Below are 17,380 nucleotides of genomic sequence, written 5' to 3' on the forward strand. Positions count from 1 at the left end.
TGCCACTGTTGGAGCTCGCTGTAACGACGTTCGACCAAGATATGCATATATCTGTCGCTCGAAGCGGTGAATTCGGGCCCCGTACGGCGTCGACGAAGGGCACACTGACCCCTCTGCGGGCCCGAACCTTGCGGTGCGTACCGGACCCGCCCCGTTCCGTTCCGCACAGTGCGAGGAGACCCGGATGCTGCACGGCCCCGTCGTCCGACGGAGGAAGCTCGGCGAGGAGTTACGGAGTCTGCGGCACGCCTCCGGACTGACCAGCCGGGACGCGGCGCGCCTGCTCGGCTGGCACCAGTCGAAGGTGAGCCGCATCGAGACCGGGGCGAGCGGGGTGAGCCCCGGCGACGTGACGCGGCTGCTCGACGTCTACGCGGTGCGCGACACCCAACTGCGCGCCCTGCTCGAAGTGCTCGCCGGGTCGGCGGGCGGCGGGGGCGCGGGGTGGTGGCACGCCTACCGGGGGCTGATCCCGCCCCAGTACCGCGACTTCATCAGCCTGGAGTCCCAGGCCAGTACGGTGCGGACCCTGGAGACCTCGGTGGTGCCGGGGCTGCTCCAGACGGCCGGATATGCGCGGGCGGTGACCCGCGCCTCCCTCGACGGCCTGTCGGCGGACCGGCTCGACTCCCTGGTCGAGGTGCGGCTGACCCGTCAGAGGGTGCTGCGCGCGGACCCGCCGCTCCGGTTCACCGCCGTACTGGACGAGGCGGTGCTGCACCGGGAGGTGGGCGGGCCCGAGGTGATGAGGGATCAGCTGCACCATCTGATCCAGGCGGCCCAACTACCGCATGTGGAACTCCAGTTACTGCCGTTCTCCATCGGCGGGTATGCCGGACTCACCTGCCCTTTCGTCATCTTCTCCTTTCCGAACATTTCTGATCTGGATGTGGTCGTTCTCGACCACTTGACGAGTAGCCTCTATCTGGAGCGGAGAGAAGACCTTGAGGCGTACAGCTCGGCCTTCCGCACCATGCAGGCGCTCGCGCTGACGCCGGACCGATCGCTGGAGCACATCGCGGCGATCCGCCGCGGCATTCGTCAGGACGTCCGACTGCCCGAGGGGGGCATCATGTCCGACCGTCTCGCACCGCGTACGTCACCGGCCGCCGGGGAGCCACTGGTGTGGCGCCGCAGCAGCCGTTCCACCGGAATGAACAACTGCGTGGAGACCGCACGGCTTTACGGCGCCGGGCCCGGCCCCGGGTCCGGCGGCGCGCTCCTCGCCGTACGGGACTCCAAGGACGTGGACCGGCCGCCGCTCCGCTTCTCCGCGACGGCCTGGACCACGTTCGTCGCCGGGCTGGACCGGCAGCACATCAGCTGAGCGGAGCCAGGGCCTCCCGGGGAGCGGTCGCGACGATCGTGGCCACCGCGCCGGTGATCTGCTCCTCGGTGAGGTCGGCCCGGGCGGTCAGCCGCAGCCGGGAGATGCCGTCCGGCACCGACGGCGGCCGGAAGCAGCCCACCACCACCCCGGCCGCACGGCAGTCGGCCGCCCAGCGCACCGCCGCGTCCGCCGAGGGTGCCCGGACGGAGACCACGGCCGCGTCGGGCCGGGCGGAGGTCAGTCCGGCGGCGGTGAGCCGCCCGTACAGGGTGGTGGCGACCTCCCGGGCCCTGGCCGCCCGTTCCGGTTCCCGGCGCAGCAGTTGGAGCGCGCCCAGCGCCCCGCCCGCCGCCGCCGGGGCGAGTCCGGTGTCGAAGATGAACGTACGGGCCGTGTTGACCAGGTGGTCGATGACCCGGGCCGGTCCGAGGACCGCGCCGCCCTGGCTGCCCAGAGACTTGGAGAGGGTCAGCGTGGCGACCGTCCCCGCACCGCCCGCCAGTCCGGCGGCGGCGAGGGCGCCGCGGCCGCCCTCGCCGAGGACGCCGAGGCCGTGCGCGTCGTCCACGACGAGGGCCGCGTCCGCGGCGCGGCAGACCTCGGCCAGCGCGGCGAGCGGTGCCGCGTCCCCGTCGACGGAGAAGACCGAGTCGGTGACGGCGAGCGCCCGCCCGTCGTGGGCGTGCAGCGCCTTGGCGACCGCGTCCGGATCGGCGTGCGGGACGACGGCGGTCTCCGCGCGGGAGAGGCGGCAGCCGTCCACGATGGACGCGTGGTTACCGGCGTCGGAGACGATCAGCGAACCGCGCCCGGTCAGGGCCGTCAGGGCCGCGAGGTTGGCCGCGTAGCCGGAGGAGAGGACGAGGGCCGCCTCGAAGCCGCAGAAATCGGCGAGCTCGCGTTCGAGTTCGGCGTGGAGCTCGGTGGTGCCGGTGACCAGCCGCGATCCCGTCGCGCCCGCACCCCAGCGGTGGGCGGCACCGGCCGCCGCCTCGACCACCTCCGGGTGCCGGGTGAGGCCCAGGTAGTCGTTGCTCGCGAGGTCCAGGAGTTCGGCTTCCGCACCCCTCGGGCGCAGGGCCCGGACAAGTCCGGCCGCGGCCCGGCGGCGGGCCTCGTCGTCGATCCAGTCGAACGGGGCGAAGGACATAGGACGGTCCCTTTTGTAGGCAGTTCACAGACCCTAGCGGGGTGCGCAGCAGGTCAGGGTGTGGCAATACACACACCCGAGCCCCGGTCTCCTGTCCGGTTCCTCCTTGGCTGGAGGTGGTGCCGTAAGCGAGGATCATCTTTTATGGACCTGCTGAACACGCTGGTGGACAAGGGGCTGCGGCGCGAACTGCCGACCCGCGAAGAAGCGCTCGCCGTGCTGGCGACCTCCGACGACGACCTGCTCGACGTGGTGGCCGCCGCCGGGAAGGTACGCGGCCAGTGGTTCGGGCGACGCGTCAAACTCAACTACCTGGTCAACCTGAAGTCGGGGCTCTGCCCCGAGGACTGCTCCTACTGTTCGCAGCGGCTGGGCTCCAAGGCCGGGATCCTCAAGTACACCTGGCTGAAGCCGGACGAGGCGTCCAAGGCGGCCGCCGCCGGGGTGGCGGGCGGGGCCAAGCGGGTCTGTCTGGTGGCGAGCGGGCGCGGGCCGACGGACCGGGACGTCGACCGGGTCACCAAGACCATCGAGGCGATCAAGGAACAGAACGAGGGCGTGGAGGTCTGCGCCTGCCTCGGTCTGCTCTCCGACGGACAGGCCGACCGGCTGCGCGAGGCGGGCGCCGACGCGTACAACCACAACCTCAACACGTCCGAGGAGACGTACGGGGCGATCACGACCACCCATACGTACGCGGACCGGGTGGAGACCGTGCAGCAGGCCCAGGCGGCCGGGCTCTCGGCGTGCTCCGGGCTGATCGCCGGGATGGGCGAGAGCGACAAGGACCTGGTCGACGTCGTCTTCGCCCTGCGCGACCTGGACCCGGACTCGGTGCCGGTGAACTTCCTGATCCCCTTCGAGGGCACTCCGCTGGCCAAGGAGTGGAACCTCACCCCCCAGCGCTGCCTGCGCATCCTCGCCATGGTCCGCTTCGTCTGCCCCGACGTGGAGGTCCGGCTCGCGGGCGGGCGCGAGGTGCATCTGCGCTCGATGCAGCCGCTGGCACTGCACCTGGTGAACTCGATCTTCCTGGGCGACTACCTGACCAGCGAGGGCCAGGCGGGCCAGGCCGACCTGGATATGATCGCCGACGCCGGTTTCGAGGTGGAGGGCGCGGGCACGACGACGCTGCCCCGCCACCGGGCCGACGCGCTGGTCGGGGGCGGTTGCGGTTCGCAGGCGTCCGCACCGGAGAAGGCGGCGGGCTGTGGCTCGCACGGCTCGTCCGAGGCCCCGGGCTGCGGATCGCACGGGGGCGGCGGTGGCTGCGGACCCTGCGGTGGCCATGGCGCGCCGGAGCCCGTAGCCGTGGATGCCCGTACGGGTGCCGGCGCCGGCGCCGAGTCCCCTGCCGGGGAGAGCGTTCCGGCCGGGCGTACGGACACGGCCGGTGCCGCGCGTACGGATCTGGTGGCGGTCCGCCGCCGGGGTGCGGGGACGGATCTCGCGCCCAATGCCTGAGCCGTACGTCCCCGAACTCCCCCTGGCCGCCGCCCCGAAGCCGTACTCCCCCGACGAACTGCGGGCGCTGGACCGCGCGCACGTCTGGCACCCCTACGGTCCGATGCCGGGCCGACAGGAGCCGCTGATCGTGGAGTCGGCCTCCGGTGTACGGCTCCGGCTCGCCGAACCCGTCGAGGGGCAGCGGGAGTTGGTGGACGGCATGTCGTCCTGGTGGTCGGCGGTGCACGGCTACAACCATCCGGTCCTCAACGAGGCCGCGCGCGGCCAGCTGGACCGGATGAGCCATGTGATGTTCGGCGGGCTCACCCATGAGCCCGCCGTCCGGCTGGCGACCCGGCTGGTGGAGATCACTCCGGAGCCGCTGCGACACGTCTTCCTGGCCGACTCGGGGTCCGTATCGGTCGAGGTCGCGGTCAAGATGTGCCTGCAGTACTGGCGTTCGGCCGGGCGCCCGGAGAAGCGGCGGCTGCTGACCTGGCGCGGCGGCTACCACGGCGACACCTGGCAGCCGATGTCGGTGTGCGACCCGGACGGCGGGATGCACGAGCTGTGGTCGGGGGCGCTGCCCCGGCAGGTCTTCGCCGACGCGCCCCCGGACGGCTTCGATGCCGAGCCGGACCCCGCCTACGTGGCGCATCTGCGGGAGCTGATCGCCGCGCACGCCGACGAGTTGGCGGCCGTGATCGTGGAGCCGGTGGTGCAGGGGGCGGGCGGGATGCGGTTCCACTCCCCCGCCTATCTGCGGGTGCTGCGCGAGGCGTGCGACGAGCTGGACGTGCTGCTGGTGTTCGACGAGATCGCGACCGGTTTCGGGCGTACGGGGAAGCTGTTCGCCGCCGCTCACGCCGGGATCTCGCCGGACGTCATGTGTCTCGGCAAGGCGCTGACCGGCGGGTATCTCACGATGGCGGCGACCCTGTGCACCTCGCGGGTGGCCGAGGGGATCTCGCGCGGCGAGGTGCCGGTGCTGGCGCACGGCCCGACGTTCATGGGCAACCCGCTGGCCGCCTCGGTCGCCTCGGCCTCGGTGGACCTGCTGCTCGGGCAGGACTGGGAGGGCGAGGTGGCCCGGATCGGCGCGGGCCTGCGCTCCGGGCTGGCGGAGGCGTCGGATCTCCCGGGGGTCGTGGACGTACGCGTCCTGGGGGCGATCGGGGTCGTCCAGCTCGACCACGAGGTGGACATGGCGGCGGCGACCCGGGCGGCGGTGCGCGAGGGCGTGTGGCTGCGGCCGTTCCGCGATCTGGTGTACACGATGCCGCCGTACGTCACCGGGGACGACGACGTACGACGGATCTGCCGGGCCGTGTGCGCGGCGGCGCGGGAGGGCTGACATGGCTGTTGTTCTCGTGGTGCCGGGTCGGGGAGAGGTGACATGACCATTCTGGTGGTGTCCGGTACGGGCACGGAGATCGGCAAGACGGTGGTGACCGCCGCCGTGGCGGCCGCCGCGCGGGGCCGCCGGGTCGCGGTGCTCAAGCCCGCGCAGACCGGGCTCGCGCCCGGGGAGCCGGGTGACGCGGCGGAGGTGGCGCGGCTGGCGGGTGACCATGTGACCGCGGTCGAACTGGCCCGGTTCCCCGAGCCGTTGGCCCCGGCCACGGCGGCCCGGCGGGCGGGGCTCGCCCCGGTGCGGCCGTACGAGGTGGCCGAGGCGGCCCAGAAGCTGGCCACCGAGCACGATCTGGTGCTGGTGGAGGGGGCGGGCGGGCTGCTCGTCCGGTTCGACGACGAGGGCGCCACGCTCGCGGACGCCGCCCGGCTGCTGTCCGCACCGGTCCTGGTGGTGGCCCCGGCGGGTCTGGGCACGCTCAACGCCACCGCGCTCACGGCCGAGGCACTGCGGGCGCGCGGGCTGGAGTGCCGGGGCGTCGTGGTGGGCAGCATGCCGGACCGGCCGGACCTGGCCGCCCGGTGCAACATCGAGGATCTGCCGGTGGCGGCGGGCGCCCCGCTCCTGGGGGCTGTACCGGCCGGTGCGGGGGCCCTGCCGGGCGCCGACTTCGCCGCGCGGGCGGCCGGTTGGCTGGCCCCGGAGCTCGGCGGCACCTGGACCGTGCCGTCCGTATGACATCCGTACGGCATCCGTACAGCACAGGGTCCCGGTCGGCCCTGTGACGAACGGACATGCCTGTACCGGTCCGTACGGGGAAGAATCGGAGAGGAGAGCCGTACGCCCGCTCCTCTCCGGAGGTCCGTCATGCAGCTGCGCAGCAGGAAGCTTCCGCGCGACGCCGTGCACCACCCGGTCTTCGCCCGCGTCTACGCCCGGCTGAGCGTGACGGCCGACCTCAGGGGCGGCATCGCCGCGTACCGGCAGGAGCTGCTGGCGGGGCTCTCCGGCCGGGTCATCGAGATCGGTGCGGGCAACGGGCTGAACTTCGCCCACTACCCGGGGGCGGTCTCGGAGGTCGTGGCGCTGGAGCCGGAGCGCTCGCTGCGGCAGCTCGCCGTCCGTTCCGGGCTGCGCGCCGAGGTGCCGGTGGATGTGGTGCCGGGGGCGGCGGAGGCCCTGCCGGTCAAGAGCGAGGCGTTCGACGCGGCGGTGGCCTCACTGGTCCTGTGCACGGTACGGGATCTGCCGAAGGCGCTCGCCGAGATCAGGCGCGTCCTGCGGCCGGGCGGCGAACTGCGCTTCTTCGAACACGGACTGGCCCCGGGCCGGGCTCTGGCGGCGGCCCAGCGCACAGCGGACCGGACGGTGTGGCCCCTCCTCTTCGGCGGCTGTCACACGGCACGGAACCCGCTGGCCGCGATCGAGGCGGCGGGCTTCGAGCTGGGGACGTACCGCAGGCTGCGCATCCCGGAGAGAGGCGTGCAGTTCCCGACCTCACCCTGCGTCCTGGGCGTGGCCCGTAAGCCGTTCGCCCCGGACCGACCGGACTGAACGCGCAAGCCGTTCACCCCGGACCGAGCGTGCTCGTGCCTCACACGCTCCACTGGCGGAGCTCGTCCGCGATGGCCCGCACGTCCGCCTTGCCCTGCTTGACCAGGAGGGCCAGATCGCGCACCTGCTCGGGCGAGGTGATGACCTTCAGCCCGGAGGCGACCAGATAGCCGTACGCGACGGCCGAGGCGAACATCGCGTTGGAGCGTTCGAGGGCGGGCACATGGAGCAGGAGCTGGAGCAGGGCGGCGGCCCGTGTGTGCGGGTCGCTGTAGACGGCGCTGCCGAAGATCTCCGCCTCGTGGCGGGCGACCGCCGCGACGAGCGCGCCCCAGTCCACGACCTGCGGGTCACCGGGGGTCTTGTGCTCGGCGACCATGAGCAGCCAGGAGAGGTCGATCCGCAGGTTCAACGGGTGCCTTCGCGCCGGGGACCTTCGCGCTCCGGGCCGAACTCCTCGGCGAAGACCGACTCGTACTGCTTCATGAAGTCGGCGGCGGCCTCGACGAAGGTGTGTCCCACCTCGCCCGCGTCCTGCTTGACGAGCTCCTCTATATAGCGGTTCACGCTCATCCCCCTCTGGAGCGCGCGCTGCCGCGCGGCCTCGGCGGTGGCCTCGTCCACTCGAACGTTCAGCTGAGTCTTGGGCACCCTTACAAGCTAGCGCGGTCGCGCTAGCACCGGCAAGAGGAGGAGGACGGTACCCCGGAAAGCGGTCGACTCCCGGAGCGGGCGGGTGGTGGGATGGCCGCCATGAACGATCTTTCGATACGGTCCGCGACGGCGGCCGATCTGGACGAGGTGCTCGCGTTCTGGAAGGTGGCCGCCGAGGGCACCAGCATCAGCGACGACGGCGACGGGGTCGCACGCCTGGTGGAACGTGACCCGGATGCCTTGATCCTCGCGGAGCGGGACGGGGCGCTGGTGGGCACCGTGATCGCGGGGTTCGACGGCTGGCGCTGCCATCTCTACCGGCTGGCCGTCCATCCGGAGCAGCGCCGCCGGGGCGTGGGCGGCGCCCTGCTCGCGGCGGCGGAGGACCGCTTCACCGCTCTGGGCGGGCGGCGCGCCGACGCGATGGTGCTGGACCGCAACGACCTGGCCCAGCACGCGTGGCGGGCGGCGGGTTACGGGCCGGAACCGCGGTGGAGCCGCTGGGTGAAGCACCTCGGGGCCTGAGGCGGTACGCGGTCCGATGCGGTACGCGGTACGCGGTCCGATGCGGTACGCGGTACGCGGTCCGACGCGGTACGCGGTCCGACGCGGTACGCGGGTGACGGCTGGGCAGACGCTCTACGGTGAGCCTCTTTCCGTCTCCCCTTTCCGTCCCCCCTCCCCTCCCCCTCTTCCGTCCCCCGCCCGCCGCTGCCGGAAGGGGTGAGCGTCCGTCCCTGGACGAGCCTCCCCGTGGCCGACGGCGCGCGATCCCTCCGGCCCTGCCCGATCATGGGGCGGAGGTGAACCGATGACCGAAGTGCTTCTGCTGTTCGTCGCCCTGCTGCTCTGTGTCGCCTGCGGTGCCTTCGTCGCGGCGGAGTTCTCGCTGACCACGGTGGAGCGCGGGGAGCTGGAGCGGGCCGTCGAGCGGGGTGACCGGGGTGCCGCGAGCGCCCTGAAGGCCGTACGCAGCCTGACCTTCCAGCTCTCGGGCGCCCAGCTCGGCATCACCGTCACCAATCTGGTGATCGGCATGCTCGCCGAGCCGTCGATCGCCAAGCTCATCCGCGGCCCGGTCGAGGCGGCGGGGCTGCCGCCCGCCGCCGCGTCGACGCTGGCCCTCGTCATCGGTACGGCCCTGTCCACGGTGGTGCTGATGGTGGTCGGCGAGCTGGTGCCGAAGAACTGGGCGATCTCCTCACCGCTGGCCGTGGCCAGGACGGTCGCCACCCCGCAGCGGGTGTTCACCGCCGTGTTCCGCCCCTTCATCAGCCACCTCAACAACACGGCGAACCGGATCCTGCGCCGCGTCGGCCTGGAGCCGACCGAGGAGCTGGCCTCCGCGCGCAGCCCGCAGGAGCTGGTCGCACTGGCCCGGCACTCCGCGAAGGCGGGGGCGCTGGAGGCGGACACCGCCGAACTCTTCGTACGCACCCTGAATCTGGCGGAGCTGACCGCGGAGAACGTGATGACCCCTCGGGTCCAGGTGACGGCGCTGGAGGTACGGGCGACGGCCGAGGACGTGGCCAACGCGACCCGGGCCACCGGTCTCTCCCGCTTCCCCGTCTACCGGGGCAGCCTGGACACCGTGGTCGGCGTGGCCCACATCAAGGACGTACTGGCGGTCCCGGCCGACGAGCGCCCCCGTACCCGCGTCTCGGAGATGCTGCGCGAGCCGCTGCTCGTACCGGAGACGCTGACCGTGGACCGGCTGCTGGACCAGTTGTCCGGCAAGCTCGCGATGGCCGTGGTGATCGACGAGTACGGCGGTACGGCGGGTGTCGTGACCTTGGAGGACATCGTGGAGGAGGTCGTCGGCGAGGTCCGCGACGAGCACGATCCGCATGAGACGCCCGACCTCGCGGCCGCCGGTGAGGACGCCGACGGCCGCACCCTGTGGTCGGCCGACGGCGCGGCCCGCACCGACCAGCTGCGCAGGATCGGGCTGCGGGTGCCCGAGGGGCCGTACGAGACGCTCGCGGGGCTGATCGCCGCCGAGCTCGGCCGGATCCCGGCGGTGGGCGACACCGTCGAGCTGGCGGGCTGGCGGATCGATGTGGTGGACGCCACCGGACGCCGGGCCGCGCGGGCGCTGCTGCACGCGCCGCCGCCCGGTGCCGGGGAGCGGGCGGAGGAGGGCCGGTGATCATCCTTCAGCTCTTCATCGGTCTGCTGACCCTGGTGGTCAACGCCTTCTTCGTGGGTGCCGAGTTCGCCCTGATCTCCGTCCGCCGGAGCCAGATCGAGCCGGAGGCGGAGGCCGGGAACCGGCGGGCCCGCAGTGTCATCTGGGGGCTGGAGCACGTCTCCGCGCTGCTGGCCGCCGCCCAGCTCGGGATCACGCTCTGCACCCTGGTGCTGGGCATCGTGGCGGAACCCGCCATCGCCCATCTGCTGGAGCCGGTCTTCGACGCGGTGGGGGTGCCGCACCCGCTGGTGCATCCGATCTCGTTCGTGATCGCGCTGGGCGTGGCGACCTATCTGCACATGCTGCTGGGCGAGATGGTGCCGAAGAACATCGCGCTCGCCGAACCGGCCCGCAGCGCGCTGCTCCTCGGTCCGCCGCTGGTCGCGGTGGCCCGTGCGCTGCGTCCGGTGATCTTCACGGTCAACGCCTTCGCCAATGCCCTGCTCAGGCTTCTGCGGGTGGAGACGAAGGACGAGGTCGCCGCGACCTTCTCGGACGACGAACTGGCGCGGCTGGTCAAGGACGCGGGCGACGCCGGGCTGGTCGACGACCGCTCGGCGGAGCGGCTGCACCACGCCCTGGAGCTGGGCCGCCGTCCGGTACGGGATGTGGTCCTGCCGGTGGAACGGGTGCTGTACACCCGGGTCGGCACCACCCCCGAGGAGCTGGAGCGGCTCTCGCACGAGTCCGGTTTCTCCCGGTTCCCGGTGATGGACGGCGAGGGGCGCATCCTGGGCTACCTCCATGTGAAGGACGCCCTGGACGCCACGCCCCGGGACGCGCCCTTCCCGGTGACGGCGCTGCGCCCGATCGCCCGGGTGCGGGCGGCGACGCCGCTCGACGACGTACTCACCGCGCTGCGGCGCAGCCGGACCCACCTCGCGGCGGTCCTGGACGAGGACGACCGGCTGGTCGGCATGGTCACGATGGAGGACGTCCTGCGCGAACTGGTCGGCCGGGCGCAGTCGCGCTGAGCGTGCACTGCCCCAGGGGCTCCCATACCGGCTGGACGGTACGGGAGCCCGTCACGGTAGAATCGGCGGGTCATGGAATTGAATGCCTCATACACCAGCCTGGTCGCGGTCGGCGACTCGTTCACCGAGGGCATGTCGGATCTGCTGCCCGACGGCACCTACCGGGGCTGGGCCGATGTCCTGGCCTCCCGGCTCGCGGACCGGTCCCCCGGGTTCCGCTACGCCAACCTCGCTGTACGCGGAAAGCTCGTCGGCCAGATCGTCGACGAGCAGGTGGACGCGGCGGCCGCGATGCAGGCCGATGTGGTGACCCTGGTCGGCGGGCTGAACGACACACTCCGCCCGAAGTGCGACATGGGCATGGTCAGGGGGCGGCTCGAAGAGGCCGTGGAGCGTCTCGCCCCGTCCTGCAAGAAGCTGGTACTGATGCGCAGCCCCGGGCGCAACGGCCCGGTGTTCGACCGGTTTCGTCCTCGGATGGAGGCGCTGTTCGCCCTGATCGACGATCTGGCCGAACGGCACGGCGCCTCGGTGGTCGACCTGTACTCCGCGCCCTCGCTCAGCGACCCACGCATGTGGGACGCCGACCGGCTGCACCTCGCCGCCGAGGGGCACCGGCGGGTGGCGGAGGCGGTCTGGCAGACGCTGGGCCTTCCGCCCGAGCTCGACTGGCAGGCACCGGTCCCCGCCTCCCGGCCGCCGCGCTGGGCGGACCGGCGCGTCGACGACATCCGCTTCGCCCGCCGCCACCTGGGGCCCTGGATCGGCCGCCGGCTGACCGGCCGGTCGTCCGGCGACGGCCGGGTGGGCGCCCAGTTCGACGCGGAGACGGCCTCGGCCTTCTGGATCACCCCCACGGACACGGCGGCCCCCGGCCCGGTGACGGGGTGGCGCCGGGTCTCTCCCTAGGCCCCTGCCGCCACCGTTCGTAGCAAGCCACAAACCGGCCCGCGGCGCTGGCCTGCAGAAACCGACAGTAGAATCTGTCCACGTGACTGCTGTGTCTGCGAAGCCTCGCATCCCCAATGTCCTGGCCGGCCGCTACGCCTCCACGGAGCTGGCCGTCCTCTGGTCCCCCGAGCAGAAGGTGAAGCTGGAGCGTCAGCTGTGGCTGGCGGTGCTGCGCGCTCAGAAGGACCTCGGGATCGAGGTGCCCGACGAAGCGCTGGCCGATTACGAGCGCGTGCTCGACCAGGTCGACCTGGCGTCGATCGCCGAGCGCGAGAAGATCACCCGGCATGACGTCAAGGCCCGGATCGAGGAGTTCAACGCTCTCGCGGGCCATGAGCAGGTCCACAAGGGCATGACCTCCCGGGATCTGACGGAGAACGTCGAGCAGCTGCAGATCCGCCTCTCGCTGGAGCTGATGCGCGACCGCAGCGTGGCCGTGCTGGCCCGGCTCGGCAAGCTCGCGGCGGAGTACCGCGAGCTCGTGATCGCCGGGCGCTCGCACAATGTCGCCGCGCAGGCGACGACGCTCGGCAAGCGCTTCGCGACGGCGGCCGACGAGCTGCTGGTGGCCTACGGACGGCTGGAGGACCTCCTCTCCCGTTATCCGCTGCGCGGGATCAAGGGCCCGGTCGGTACGGCGCAGGACATGCTGGACCTGCTGGGCGGCGACGCGGACAAGCTCGCCGACCTGGAGCGGCGCATCGCCGGACACCTCGGGTTCGCCGAGGCGTTCACCTCGGTCGGCCAGGTCTACCCCCGCTCCCTCGACTACGACGTGGTGACCGCTCTGGTGCAGCTCGCCGCGGCGCCCTCGTCGGTGGCGAAGACCATCCGGCTGATGGCCGGGCACGAGCTGGTCACCGAGGGCTTCAAGCCGGGCCAGGTCGGCTCGTCCGCGATGCCGCACAAGATGAACACGCGCTCCTGCGAGCGGGTCAACGGCCTGATGGTGATCCTGCGGGGCTACGCCTCGATGACGGGCGAGCTGGCGGGCGACCAGTGGAACGAGGGCGATGTGTCCTGTTCCGTGGTCCGCCGGGTGGCGCTGCCGGACGCGTTCTTCGCGTTCGACGGTCTGCTGGAGACCTTCCTGACGGTGCTGGACGAGTTCGGCGCCTTCCCCGCCGTCGTGGCGCGCGAGCTGGACCGCTACCTCCCCTTCCTGGCGACCACCAAGGTCCTCATGGGTGCCGTACGGGCCGGGGTCGGCCGCGAGGTGGCCCACGAGGCGATCAAGGAGAACGCGGTCGCCTCCGCGCTGGCGATGCGCGAGCAGGGTGCCGAGCGCAACGAGCTGCTCGACAAGCTGGCCGCCGACGAGCGCATCCCGCTGGACCGGGCGCAGCTGGACGCGCTGATGGCCGACAAGCTGTCGTTCACGGGCGCGGCGGGCGACCAGGTGGCGGCGCTGGTCTCCCGGATCGAGGAGATCACCAAGCAGCACCCCCAGGCCGCGGCCTACGCCCCCGGCTCGATCCTCTGACCGGCGGCCCTTTCACCGCATGACGCCCGAGGAGCTGAACGCCGCCCGCGACCGCATCGTCCCCGATGTGGCCGCGGGCGGTCTGCGGGTGCTCTTCTGTGGCATCAACCCGAGCCTGATGACGGCGGCCACGGGCCACCACTTCGCCCACCCCGGCAACCGCTTCTGGCCGGTCCTCCACCGCTCGGGCTTCACGCCCCGGCGGCTGCTGCCCTCGGAACAGGCCGAGTTGCTGCCCCTCGGCCTCGGCATCACCAATGTGGTGGCCCGGGCCACGGCTCGGGCGGACGAGCTCGGCGCGGAGGAGTTCCGGGAGGGCGGGGCGGCCCTCACCGCGAGGGTCGAGCGGCTCGCGCCGGCGTGGCTCGCGGTCGTCGGTATCACCGCGTACCGCACGGCCTTCGGCGAGCCCCGCGCCCGGATCGGCCGGCAGGAACGCACGATCGGCGGTGCCCGAGTGTGGGCCCTGCCCAACCCCAGCGGCCTCAACGCCCATTGGACGGTCGACACGATGGCCGAGGAGTACGCCCGCCTCCGGGAGGCCGTCCAGGCGTCGGGCCCTTCCGGCTGACCCGCCCGGCCCACCCGGTCCGATTGATCCCGCTGACCGCCCGCCGACAGCCTGACTGCCAGGCAGCCGGGACCGTACGCAGGCGGTCGCCGCGGTTTCCGCTTCCGGTTGCGCGGCTCCGGGCCGGCGCAGGTTGCGGCTCGGTACCGGCTTGCGGTGCTGCTCGCAGGCGCCCGTGAGCAGCGAGTACGATCCGGCAGACATGTGCACGAGCTGGGAGGACACACCGTGAGCCGGCTGACCGGGGGAGATCCGTCGCTGCTGCGGCGGATCAATTCAGCGGTGGTACTGCACGCCCTGCGAGGGGCCGGCTCGCCGACGCTGACGGACCTGACCCGGATCACGGGTCTCTCCCGGCCGACGGTGGAGGGCGTGGTCGAGGGGCTGTTCGAGGCCGGTCTCGTGGTCGAGGCCCTGCCCGACGAGACCGAGGCCCGGCGCCAGGGGCGGCCTGCCCGCCGGTTCCGCTTCCGGGCCGAGGCGGGGCATCTGCTGGGCGTCGAGATCGGCCCGCACCGGGTTTCGGCACTGCTGTCGGGGCTCGACGGCCGGGTGACCGGGGCGGGTTCCCGTACGGTGTCGGAGACGGCGGGGGCGGACGACCGGCTGGACCAGGTGAGGGCCGTGATCGCGGACCTGCTGCGCCGCACGGGAGTGGCCCGGAGCAGTCTGCGCGCCGTCGGTGTCGGCAGCCCCGGCATCGTGGAGGCCGACGGGACCGTACGGCTGGGCACGGCGCTGCCGGAGTGGACGGGCCTCGCGCTCGGGGAGCGGCTGCGGCGGTCGTTCCGCTGCCCGGTCCTCGTGGAGAACGACGCCAACGCCGCGGCGGTCGCCGAGCACTGGAAGGGCGCGGCCACCGAGTCCGACGACATCGTCTTCGTACTGGCCGGGCTCTCCCCGGGGGCCGGTTCGCTGATCGGCGGACGTCTGCACCGGGGGTTCGGCGGTGCGGCCGGGGAGATCGGCGCTCTGCATCTGCTGGGCCGGGACGTGACACCGGAGCACCTGCTCTCGACGACGGGCACCCCGCTGGAGCCGCTGGACGAGCAGGCGGTGGCCGCGGTCTTCGCCAAAGCGCGGCAGGGAGACACGGAGGCGCAGGCGGCCGTGGAACGGTTCCTCCAGCGGCTCGTGCACGATGTGGCGGCCCTGGTGCTGGCCCTCGACCCGGAGCTGGTCGTCGTCGGTGGCTGGGCCGCAGGCCTGGACGGTGTACTGGGGCCCCTGCGCGAGGAGCTGGCCCGCTACTGTCTGCGCCCGCCCCGGGTGACGTTGTCGCTGCTGGGTGAGGCGGCGGTCGCGACGGGAGCCCTGCGGCTGGCACTGGACCACGTCGAGGAGCAGTTGTTCGCCGTCGACGGAGCGGTGACGGCCCGCCGCTGACCGGGCGGCGGGAGAGCCATGTGGCGTACGAAGGGCGCCCCGGCCGGTCGGCCGGGGCGCCCTCACGTCGTACATCCCGTTGAGGACCGGAGCCCGTAGGCCCCTCACCTCGTGCGGGCTCGCGGGGCAGGCGTCAGGACGCCTTCCGCTCCTGCTCCTGGTCGTGGCTGATCTCCAGTGCGCCGGAGTCGCCGAAGGTGAGCCGGCAGGTGTCCGCCCGGTAGGTGGCGACGGACACGGCCGCCGTGCCGCCCGAGGCGAAGTACCGGGTGGTGACGACGAGGACGGGTGCGCCGGGGAGCCTGTCGAGCTCCTTGGCGTCGTCCGCGCGCGCCGATCCGAGCTCCACGGTGCGGTCCTGGCCCTCCAGGCCCAGGCGGTGCAGTTCGCGCATGACGCTGCGGGCACGCACCGGTCCGGACGGTGCGTCGATCGCGGAGAGGTCGGGCACCGAGGCGGCGGGGACGTAGAGGAGTTCGGCGGCCACGGCCTGGCCGTGGGTGTCCCGGATCCGGCGCACCACGTGCACGGGCTCCGCACCGGTCCTGAGCATCGCCGCCACGGCGGCCGGGGCCGCCTCGCTGACGCAGTCGACCGGCTGCCAGGCCTCGCCGGACACGCCACCCGTCCACTCGTGCTGGGCGGTGGAGACGGCGACGCCCACGCGCGGCGGGGCGACGGTCGTGCCGACGCCGCGGCGGCGCTGCAGTCGGCCTTCGAGTTCGAGCTGCTCCAGAGCCTGCCGGAGCGTGGCACGTGCGACTCCGAACCGTGCCGCGAGGTCTCGCTCGTTGGGCAGGATCTCGCCCACCGCAAAGTCCGAGTCGAGTGCCTCACTGAGCACGGTCCTGAGGTGCCAGTACTTCGGCTCCTGTACCGATTCCAGCTGCGTGGTCCCCACCCTGTCCTCCGCAATCGCCCAGCGGCTTTTCCGCGACGTTATTTATTAAAGGTTCCTGTCTTAAGTCGGAACCCTAGGACGGCGCTCCCCCTTGGTCAAGACCAATCCTTATTCCGTAACGGAACGAAACGGGACTTTGGCGCAGAGCGTTCACAAGACGTTCGCGGTGCCGTGAGATGCGCGCAGCACGCAGCCCCACCACCGGACGATGGCAGGGCTGCGGCCGGGGCCGCCACAGGGCGGGCCTCGGCCGCTTTTCTCTTGGCCTGAAGTATGCGGCCGCCGGGCGACAGGGAAGCGGACCGGCTTGTCCGGATTGCGAACGGTATAGGGGCATCGAATCACCACGACCCGGACATCGACCTGAAAGGAGTTATCAGAGTTTTCCCTGATGAAGCAGGTGATGGCAGGTCTGCCGCTGACGTCGGCGATGCGCATGCCCATGGTCCGGGCCCCTTGAACTCCCGGCTACCGAACGGTAAGTGTTGTTGACGCGATGTCTACCCACTTCAGGGAGCGGCTCCATGACCACCACGGTCTCCTTCACCGTCGATGCGGCGCACGGCCCCCGTCCGGTCTCGGTGGAGTATGAACGGACCGGTGCGGGCGAGCCGTTGGTCCTCCTCCACGGCATCGGCCACCACCACCAGGCCTGGGACCCGGTGGTGCGGATCCTCGCCACCGAGCGGGAGGTGATAGCCGTCGACCTGCCCGGCTTCGGTGTATCTCCCGCGCTGCCGGACGGAGTTCCGTACGGCCTGGAGGCGGTCTCCTCGATCTACGGGCCGCTCTTCGCGGCCCTGGGCCTCGATCGCCCGCATGTGGCCGGAAACTCCCTCGGGGGCCTGATCGCCCTGGAGCTGGGGCGTACGGAACTGGCCCGCTCGGTGACCGCCCTGTCGCCCGCCGGCTTCTGGAACGAGCCGGAGCGCCGCTACGCCTTCACCACCCTGCGGGCGATGCGCCGCGCCGCGCTGGCCCTCCCGGTGCCGGCCATCGAGCGGCTCTCCCGCAGCGCGGCCGGTCGTGCGGTGCTGACCAGCACCATCTACGCCCGGCCCGGCAGGCGTTCACCCGAGGCGGTCGTCGCGGAGACCCTGGCCCTGCGGGGAGCGACCGGATTCCACCAGACGCTGGCCACCGGTGGCGGCACCTCCTTCACCGACGATGTGAAGGGCATCCCCGTCACCGTCGCCTGGGGCACCCGTGACCGCATCCTGCTGCGGAGGCAGGGGATCCGCGCCAAGCACGTGATCCCGGAGGCCAGGCTCGTACGGCTGCCCGGCTGCGGGCACGTCCCGATGAACGACGACCCGGCCCTGGTCGCCCGCGTCATCCTCGACACCAGCCGCTGACGGAGCCGGGCGCGGGGTCGCCTCCGGCGCGGTGGACTCCGTACCGGCGGCGGCGCGGCGCCCCAGGACGCCCGAGCCGA

General features: G+C 72.4%; 17 protein-coding genes and 2 pseudogenes. 14 read left to right on the plus strand and 5 right to left on the minus strand.

The annotated features are described in order from the left end of the window. Window positions 1–184: 184 nt before the first annotated feature. Window positions 185–1,042 (plus strand): annotated as a pseudogene (locus ACFW9Z_RS17990) (helix-turn-helix domain-containing protein); the annotation flags it as partial. Between the two features lie 93 nt (window positions 1,043–1,135). Beyond that, window positions 1,136–1,327 (plus strand): annotated as a pseudogene (locus ACFW9Z_RS17995) (DUF397 domain-containing protein); the annotation flags it as partial. Here ACFW9Z_RS17995 and ACFW9Z_RS18000 read toward each other — a convergent pair. Beyond that, entirely contained in the window at window positions 1,320–2,480 is a 1,161-nt protein-coding gene (locus ACFW9Z_RS18000; protein WP_384641374.1) for an 8-amino-7-oxononanoate synthase, read from the minus strand. The pseudogene ACFW9Z_RS17995 and the gene ACFW9Z_RS18000 overlap by 8 nt on opposite strands. 144 nt (window positions 2,481–2,624) lie before the next feature. Between ACFW9Z_RS18000 and bioB the strand changes: the two genes are divergently transcribed. From bioB to ACFW9Z_RS18020, 4 genes are all read left to right on the plus strand, one after another. Continuing rightward, window positions 2,625–3,944, plus strand: a complete 1,320-nt coding sequence (gene bioB / locus ACFW9Z_RS18005) for a biotin synthase BioB (RefSeq protein WP_384641377.1) — start codon at window positions 2,625–2,627, stop codon at window positions 3,942–3,944. After that, complete coding sequence (locus tag ACFW9Z_RS18010) at window positions 3,937–5,280, plus strand: adenosylmethionine--8-amino-7-oxononanoate transaminase (RefSeq protein WP_384641380.1); 1,344 nt, start codon at window positions 3,937–3,939, stop codon at window positions 5,278–5,280. The genes bioB and ACFW9Z_RS18010 overlap by 8 nt, the downstream gene beginning before the upstream one ends. Window positions 5,281–5,322: 42 nt before the next feature. Further along, on the plus strand, window positions 5,323–6,018 hold the full coding sequence (bioD, locus tag ACFW9Z_RS18015; RefSeq protein ID WP_384641383.1) for a dethiobiotin synthase: 696 nt from the start codon (window positions 5,323–5,325) through the stop codon (window positions 6,016–6,018). A 129-nt stretch (window positions 6,019–6,147) separates the two neighbouring features. Beyond that, window positions 6,148–6,834, plus strand: coding sequence for a class I SAM-dependent methyltransferase (locus ACFW9Z_RS18020; RefSeq protein WP_384641386.1), 687 nt, complete (start codon window positions 6,148–6,150; stop codon window positions 6,832–6,834). Between the two features lie 40 nt (window positions 6,835–6,874). Here the strand turns inward: ACFW9Z_RS18020 and ACFW9Z_RS18025 are convergent, their stop codons facing one another. Beyond that, complete coding sequence (locus ACFW9Z_RS18025) at window positions 6,875–7,246, minus strand: hypothetical protein (RefSeq protein ID WP_018516085.1); 372 nt, start codon at window positions 7,244–7,246, stop codon at window positions 6,875–6,877. Further along, window positions 7,243–7,485 carry an antitoxin gene (locus ACFW9Z_RS18030; RefSeq protein ID WP_073881309.1) on the minus strand — a complete coding sequence of 81 codons (243 nt, stop codon included), beginning with the start codon at window positions 7,483–7,485 and terminating at the stop codon, window positions 7,243–7,245. The genes ACFW9Z_RS18025 and ACFW9Z_RS18030 overlap by 4 nt, the downstream gene beginning before the upstream one ends. A 93-nt stretch (window positions 7,486–7,578) precedes the next feature. On the opposite strand from ACFW9Z_RS18030, the gene ACFW9Z_RS18035 reads away from it, so the two are divergent. The 7 genes from ACFW9Z_RS18035 to ACFW9Z_RS18065 all read left to right on the plus strand — a co-directional run bounded on the left by ACFW9Z_RS18035 (window position 7,579) and on the right by ACFW9Z_RS18065 (window position 15,044). Continuing rightward, the gene (locus tag ACFW9Z_RS18035; protein ID WP_384641390.1) at window positions 7,579–8,013 is read left to right on the plus strand and encodes a GNAT family N-acetyltransferase; all 435 of its coding nucleotides are present in this window, start codon (window positions 7,579–7,581) and stop codon (window positions 8,011–8,013) included. 286 nt (window positions 8,014–8,299) lie between these two features. Continuing rightward, window positions 8,300–9,637, plus strand: coding sequence for a hemolysin family protein (locus ACFW9Z_RS18040; protein WP_384641392.1), 1,338 nt, complete (start codon window positions 8,300–8,302; stop codon window positions 9,635–9,637). Further along, window positions 9,634–10,653, plus strand: a complete 1,020-nt coding sequence (locus ACFW9Z_RS18045) for a hemolysin family protein (RefSeq protein WP_384641395.1) — start codon at window positions 9,634–9,636, stop codon at window positions 10,651–10,653. The genes ACFW9Z_RS18040 and ACFW9Z_RS18045 overlap by 4 nt, the downstream gene beginning before the upstream one ends. Window positions 10,654–10,725: 72 nt before the next feature. Continuing rightward, window positions 10,726–11,562, plus strand: a complete 837-nt coding sequence (locus tag ACFW9Z_RS18050; protein WP_384641398.1) for an SGNH/GDSL hydrolase family protein — start codon at window positions 10,726–10,728, stop codon at window positions 11,560–11,562. A gap of 82 nt (window positions 11,563–11,644) precedes the next feature. Continuing rightward, a complete protein-coding gene (gene purB / locus ACFW9Z_RS18055; RefSeq protein ID WP_384641402.1) occupies window positions 11,645–13,087 on the plus strand; it encodes an adenylosuccinate lyase in 1,443 nt (480 codons plus the stop codon). 19 nt (window positions 13,088–13,106) lie between these two features. Then, window positions 13,107–13,658 (plus strand): G/U mismatch-specific DNA glycosylase, encoded by a 552-nt coding sequence (mug, locus tag ACFW9Z_RS18060; protein ID WP_384641405.1) that lies wholly within the window; start codon window positions 13,107–13,109, stop codon window positions 13,656–13,658. Between the two features lie 228 nt (window positions 13,659–13,886). Beyond that, complete coding sequence (locus ACFW9Z_RS18065) at window positions 13,887–15,044, plus strand: ROK family transcriptional regulator (protein WP_384641408.1); 1,158 nt, start codon at window positions 13,887–13,889, stop codon at window positions 15,042–15,044. A 133-nt stretch (window positions 15,045–15,177) separates the two neighbouring features. Here ACFW9Z_RS18065 and ACFW9Z_RS18070 read toward each other — a convergent pair whose 3' ends face one another. Then, window positions 15,178–15,945: a GntR family transcriptional regulator gene (locus tag ACFW9Z_RS18070; RefSeq protein WP_384641411.1), complete on the minus strand. Its 768-nt coding sequence runs from the start codon at window positions 15,943–15,945 to the stop codon at window positions 15,178–15,180. A gap of 150 nt (window positions 15,946–16,095) precedes the next feature. Beyond that, on the minus strand, window positions 16,096–16,389 hold the full coding sequence (locus tag ACFW9Z_RS18075) for a hypothetical protein (protein WP_384641414.1): 294 nt from the start codon (window positions 16,387–16,389) through the stop codon (window positions 16,096–16,098). Between the two features lie 80 nt (window positions 16,390–16,469). On the opposite strand from ACFW9Z_RS18075, the gene ACFW9Z_RS18080 reads away from it, so the two are divergent. After that, a complete protein-coding gene (locus tag ACFW9Z_RS18080; protein ID WP_384641416.1) occupies window positions 16,470–17,300 on the plus strand; it encodes an alpha/beta fold hydrolase in 831 nt (276 codons plus the stop codon). Window positions 17,301–17,380: the final 80 nt, after the last annotated feature.

It is taken from the genome of Streptomyces sp. NPDC059452 (assembly GCF_042750035.1).
GTDB lineage: Bacteria > Actinomycetota > Actinomycetes > Streptomycetales > Streptomycetaceae > Streptomyces.

What these genes read in the sequence shown, in the direction of transcription:
- ACFW9Z_RS18000 (WP_384641374.1), bottom strand. Translation starts at nt 2,480, where the DNA reads ATGTCCTTCGCCCCGTTCGACTGGATCGACGACGAGGCCCGCCGCCGG.
- ACFW9Z_RS18010 (WP_384641380.1), top strand. Translation starts at nt 3,937, where the DNA reads ATGCCTGAGCCGTACGTCCCCGAACTCCCCCTGGCCGCCGCCCCGAAG.
- mug (WP_384641405.1), top strand. Translation starts at nt 13,107, where the DNA reads ATGACGCCCGAGGAGCTGAACGCCGCCCGCGACCGCATCGTCCCCGAT.
- ACFW9Z_RS18020 (WP_384641386.1), top strand. Translation starts at nt 6,148, where the DNA reads ATGCAGCTGCGCAGCAGGAAGCTTCCGCGCGACGCCGTGCACCACCCG.
- ACFW9Z_RS18050 (WP_384641398.1), top strand. Translation starts at nt 10,726, where the DNA reads ATGGAATTGAATGCCTCATACACCAGCCTGGTCGCGGTCGGCGACTCG.
- ACFW9Z_RS18035 (WP_384641390.1), top strand. Translation starts at nt 7,579, where the DNA reads ATGGCCGCCATGAACGATCTTTCGATACGGTCCGCGACGGCGGCCGAT.
- ACFW9Z_RS18080 (WP_384641416.1), top strand. Translation starts at nt 16,470, where the DNA reads ATGACCACCACGGTCTCCTTCACCGTCGATGCGGCGCACGGCCCCCGT.
- ACFW9Z_RS18075 (WP_384641414.1), bottom strand. Translation starts at nt 16,389, where the DNA reads ATGGGCATGCGCATCGCCGACGTCAGCGGCAGACCTGCCATCACCTGC.
- bioD (WP_384641383.1), top strand. Translation starts at nt 5,323, where the DNA reads ATGACCATTCTGGTGGTGTCCGGTACGGGCACGGAGATCGGCAAGACG.
- ACFW9Z_RS18040 (WP_384641392.1), top strand. Translation starts at nt 8,300, where the DNA reads ATGACCGAAGTGCTTCTGCTGTTCGTCGCCCTGCTGCTCTGTGTCGCC.
- bioB (WP_384641377.1), top strand. Translation starts at nt 2,625, where the DNA reads ATGGACCTGCTGAACACGCTGGTGGACAAGGGGCTGCGGCGCGAACTG.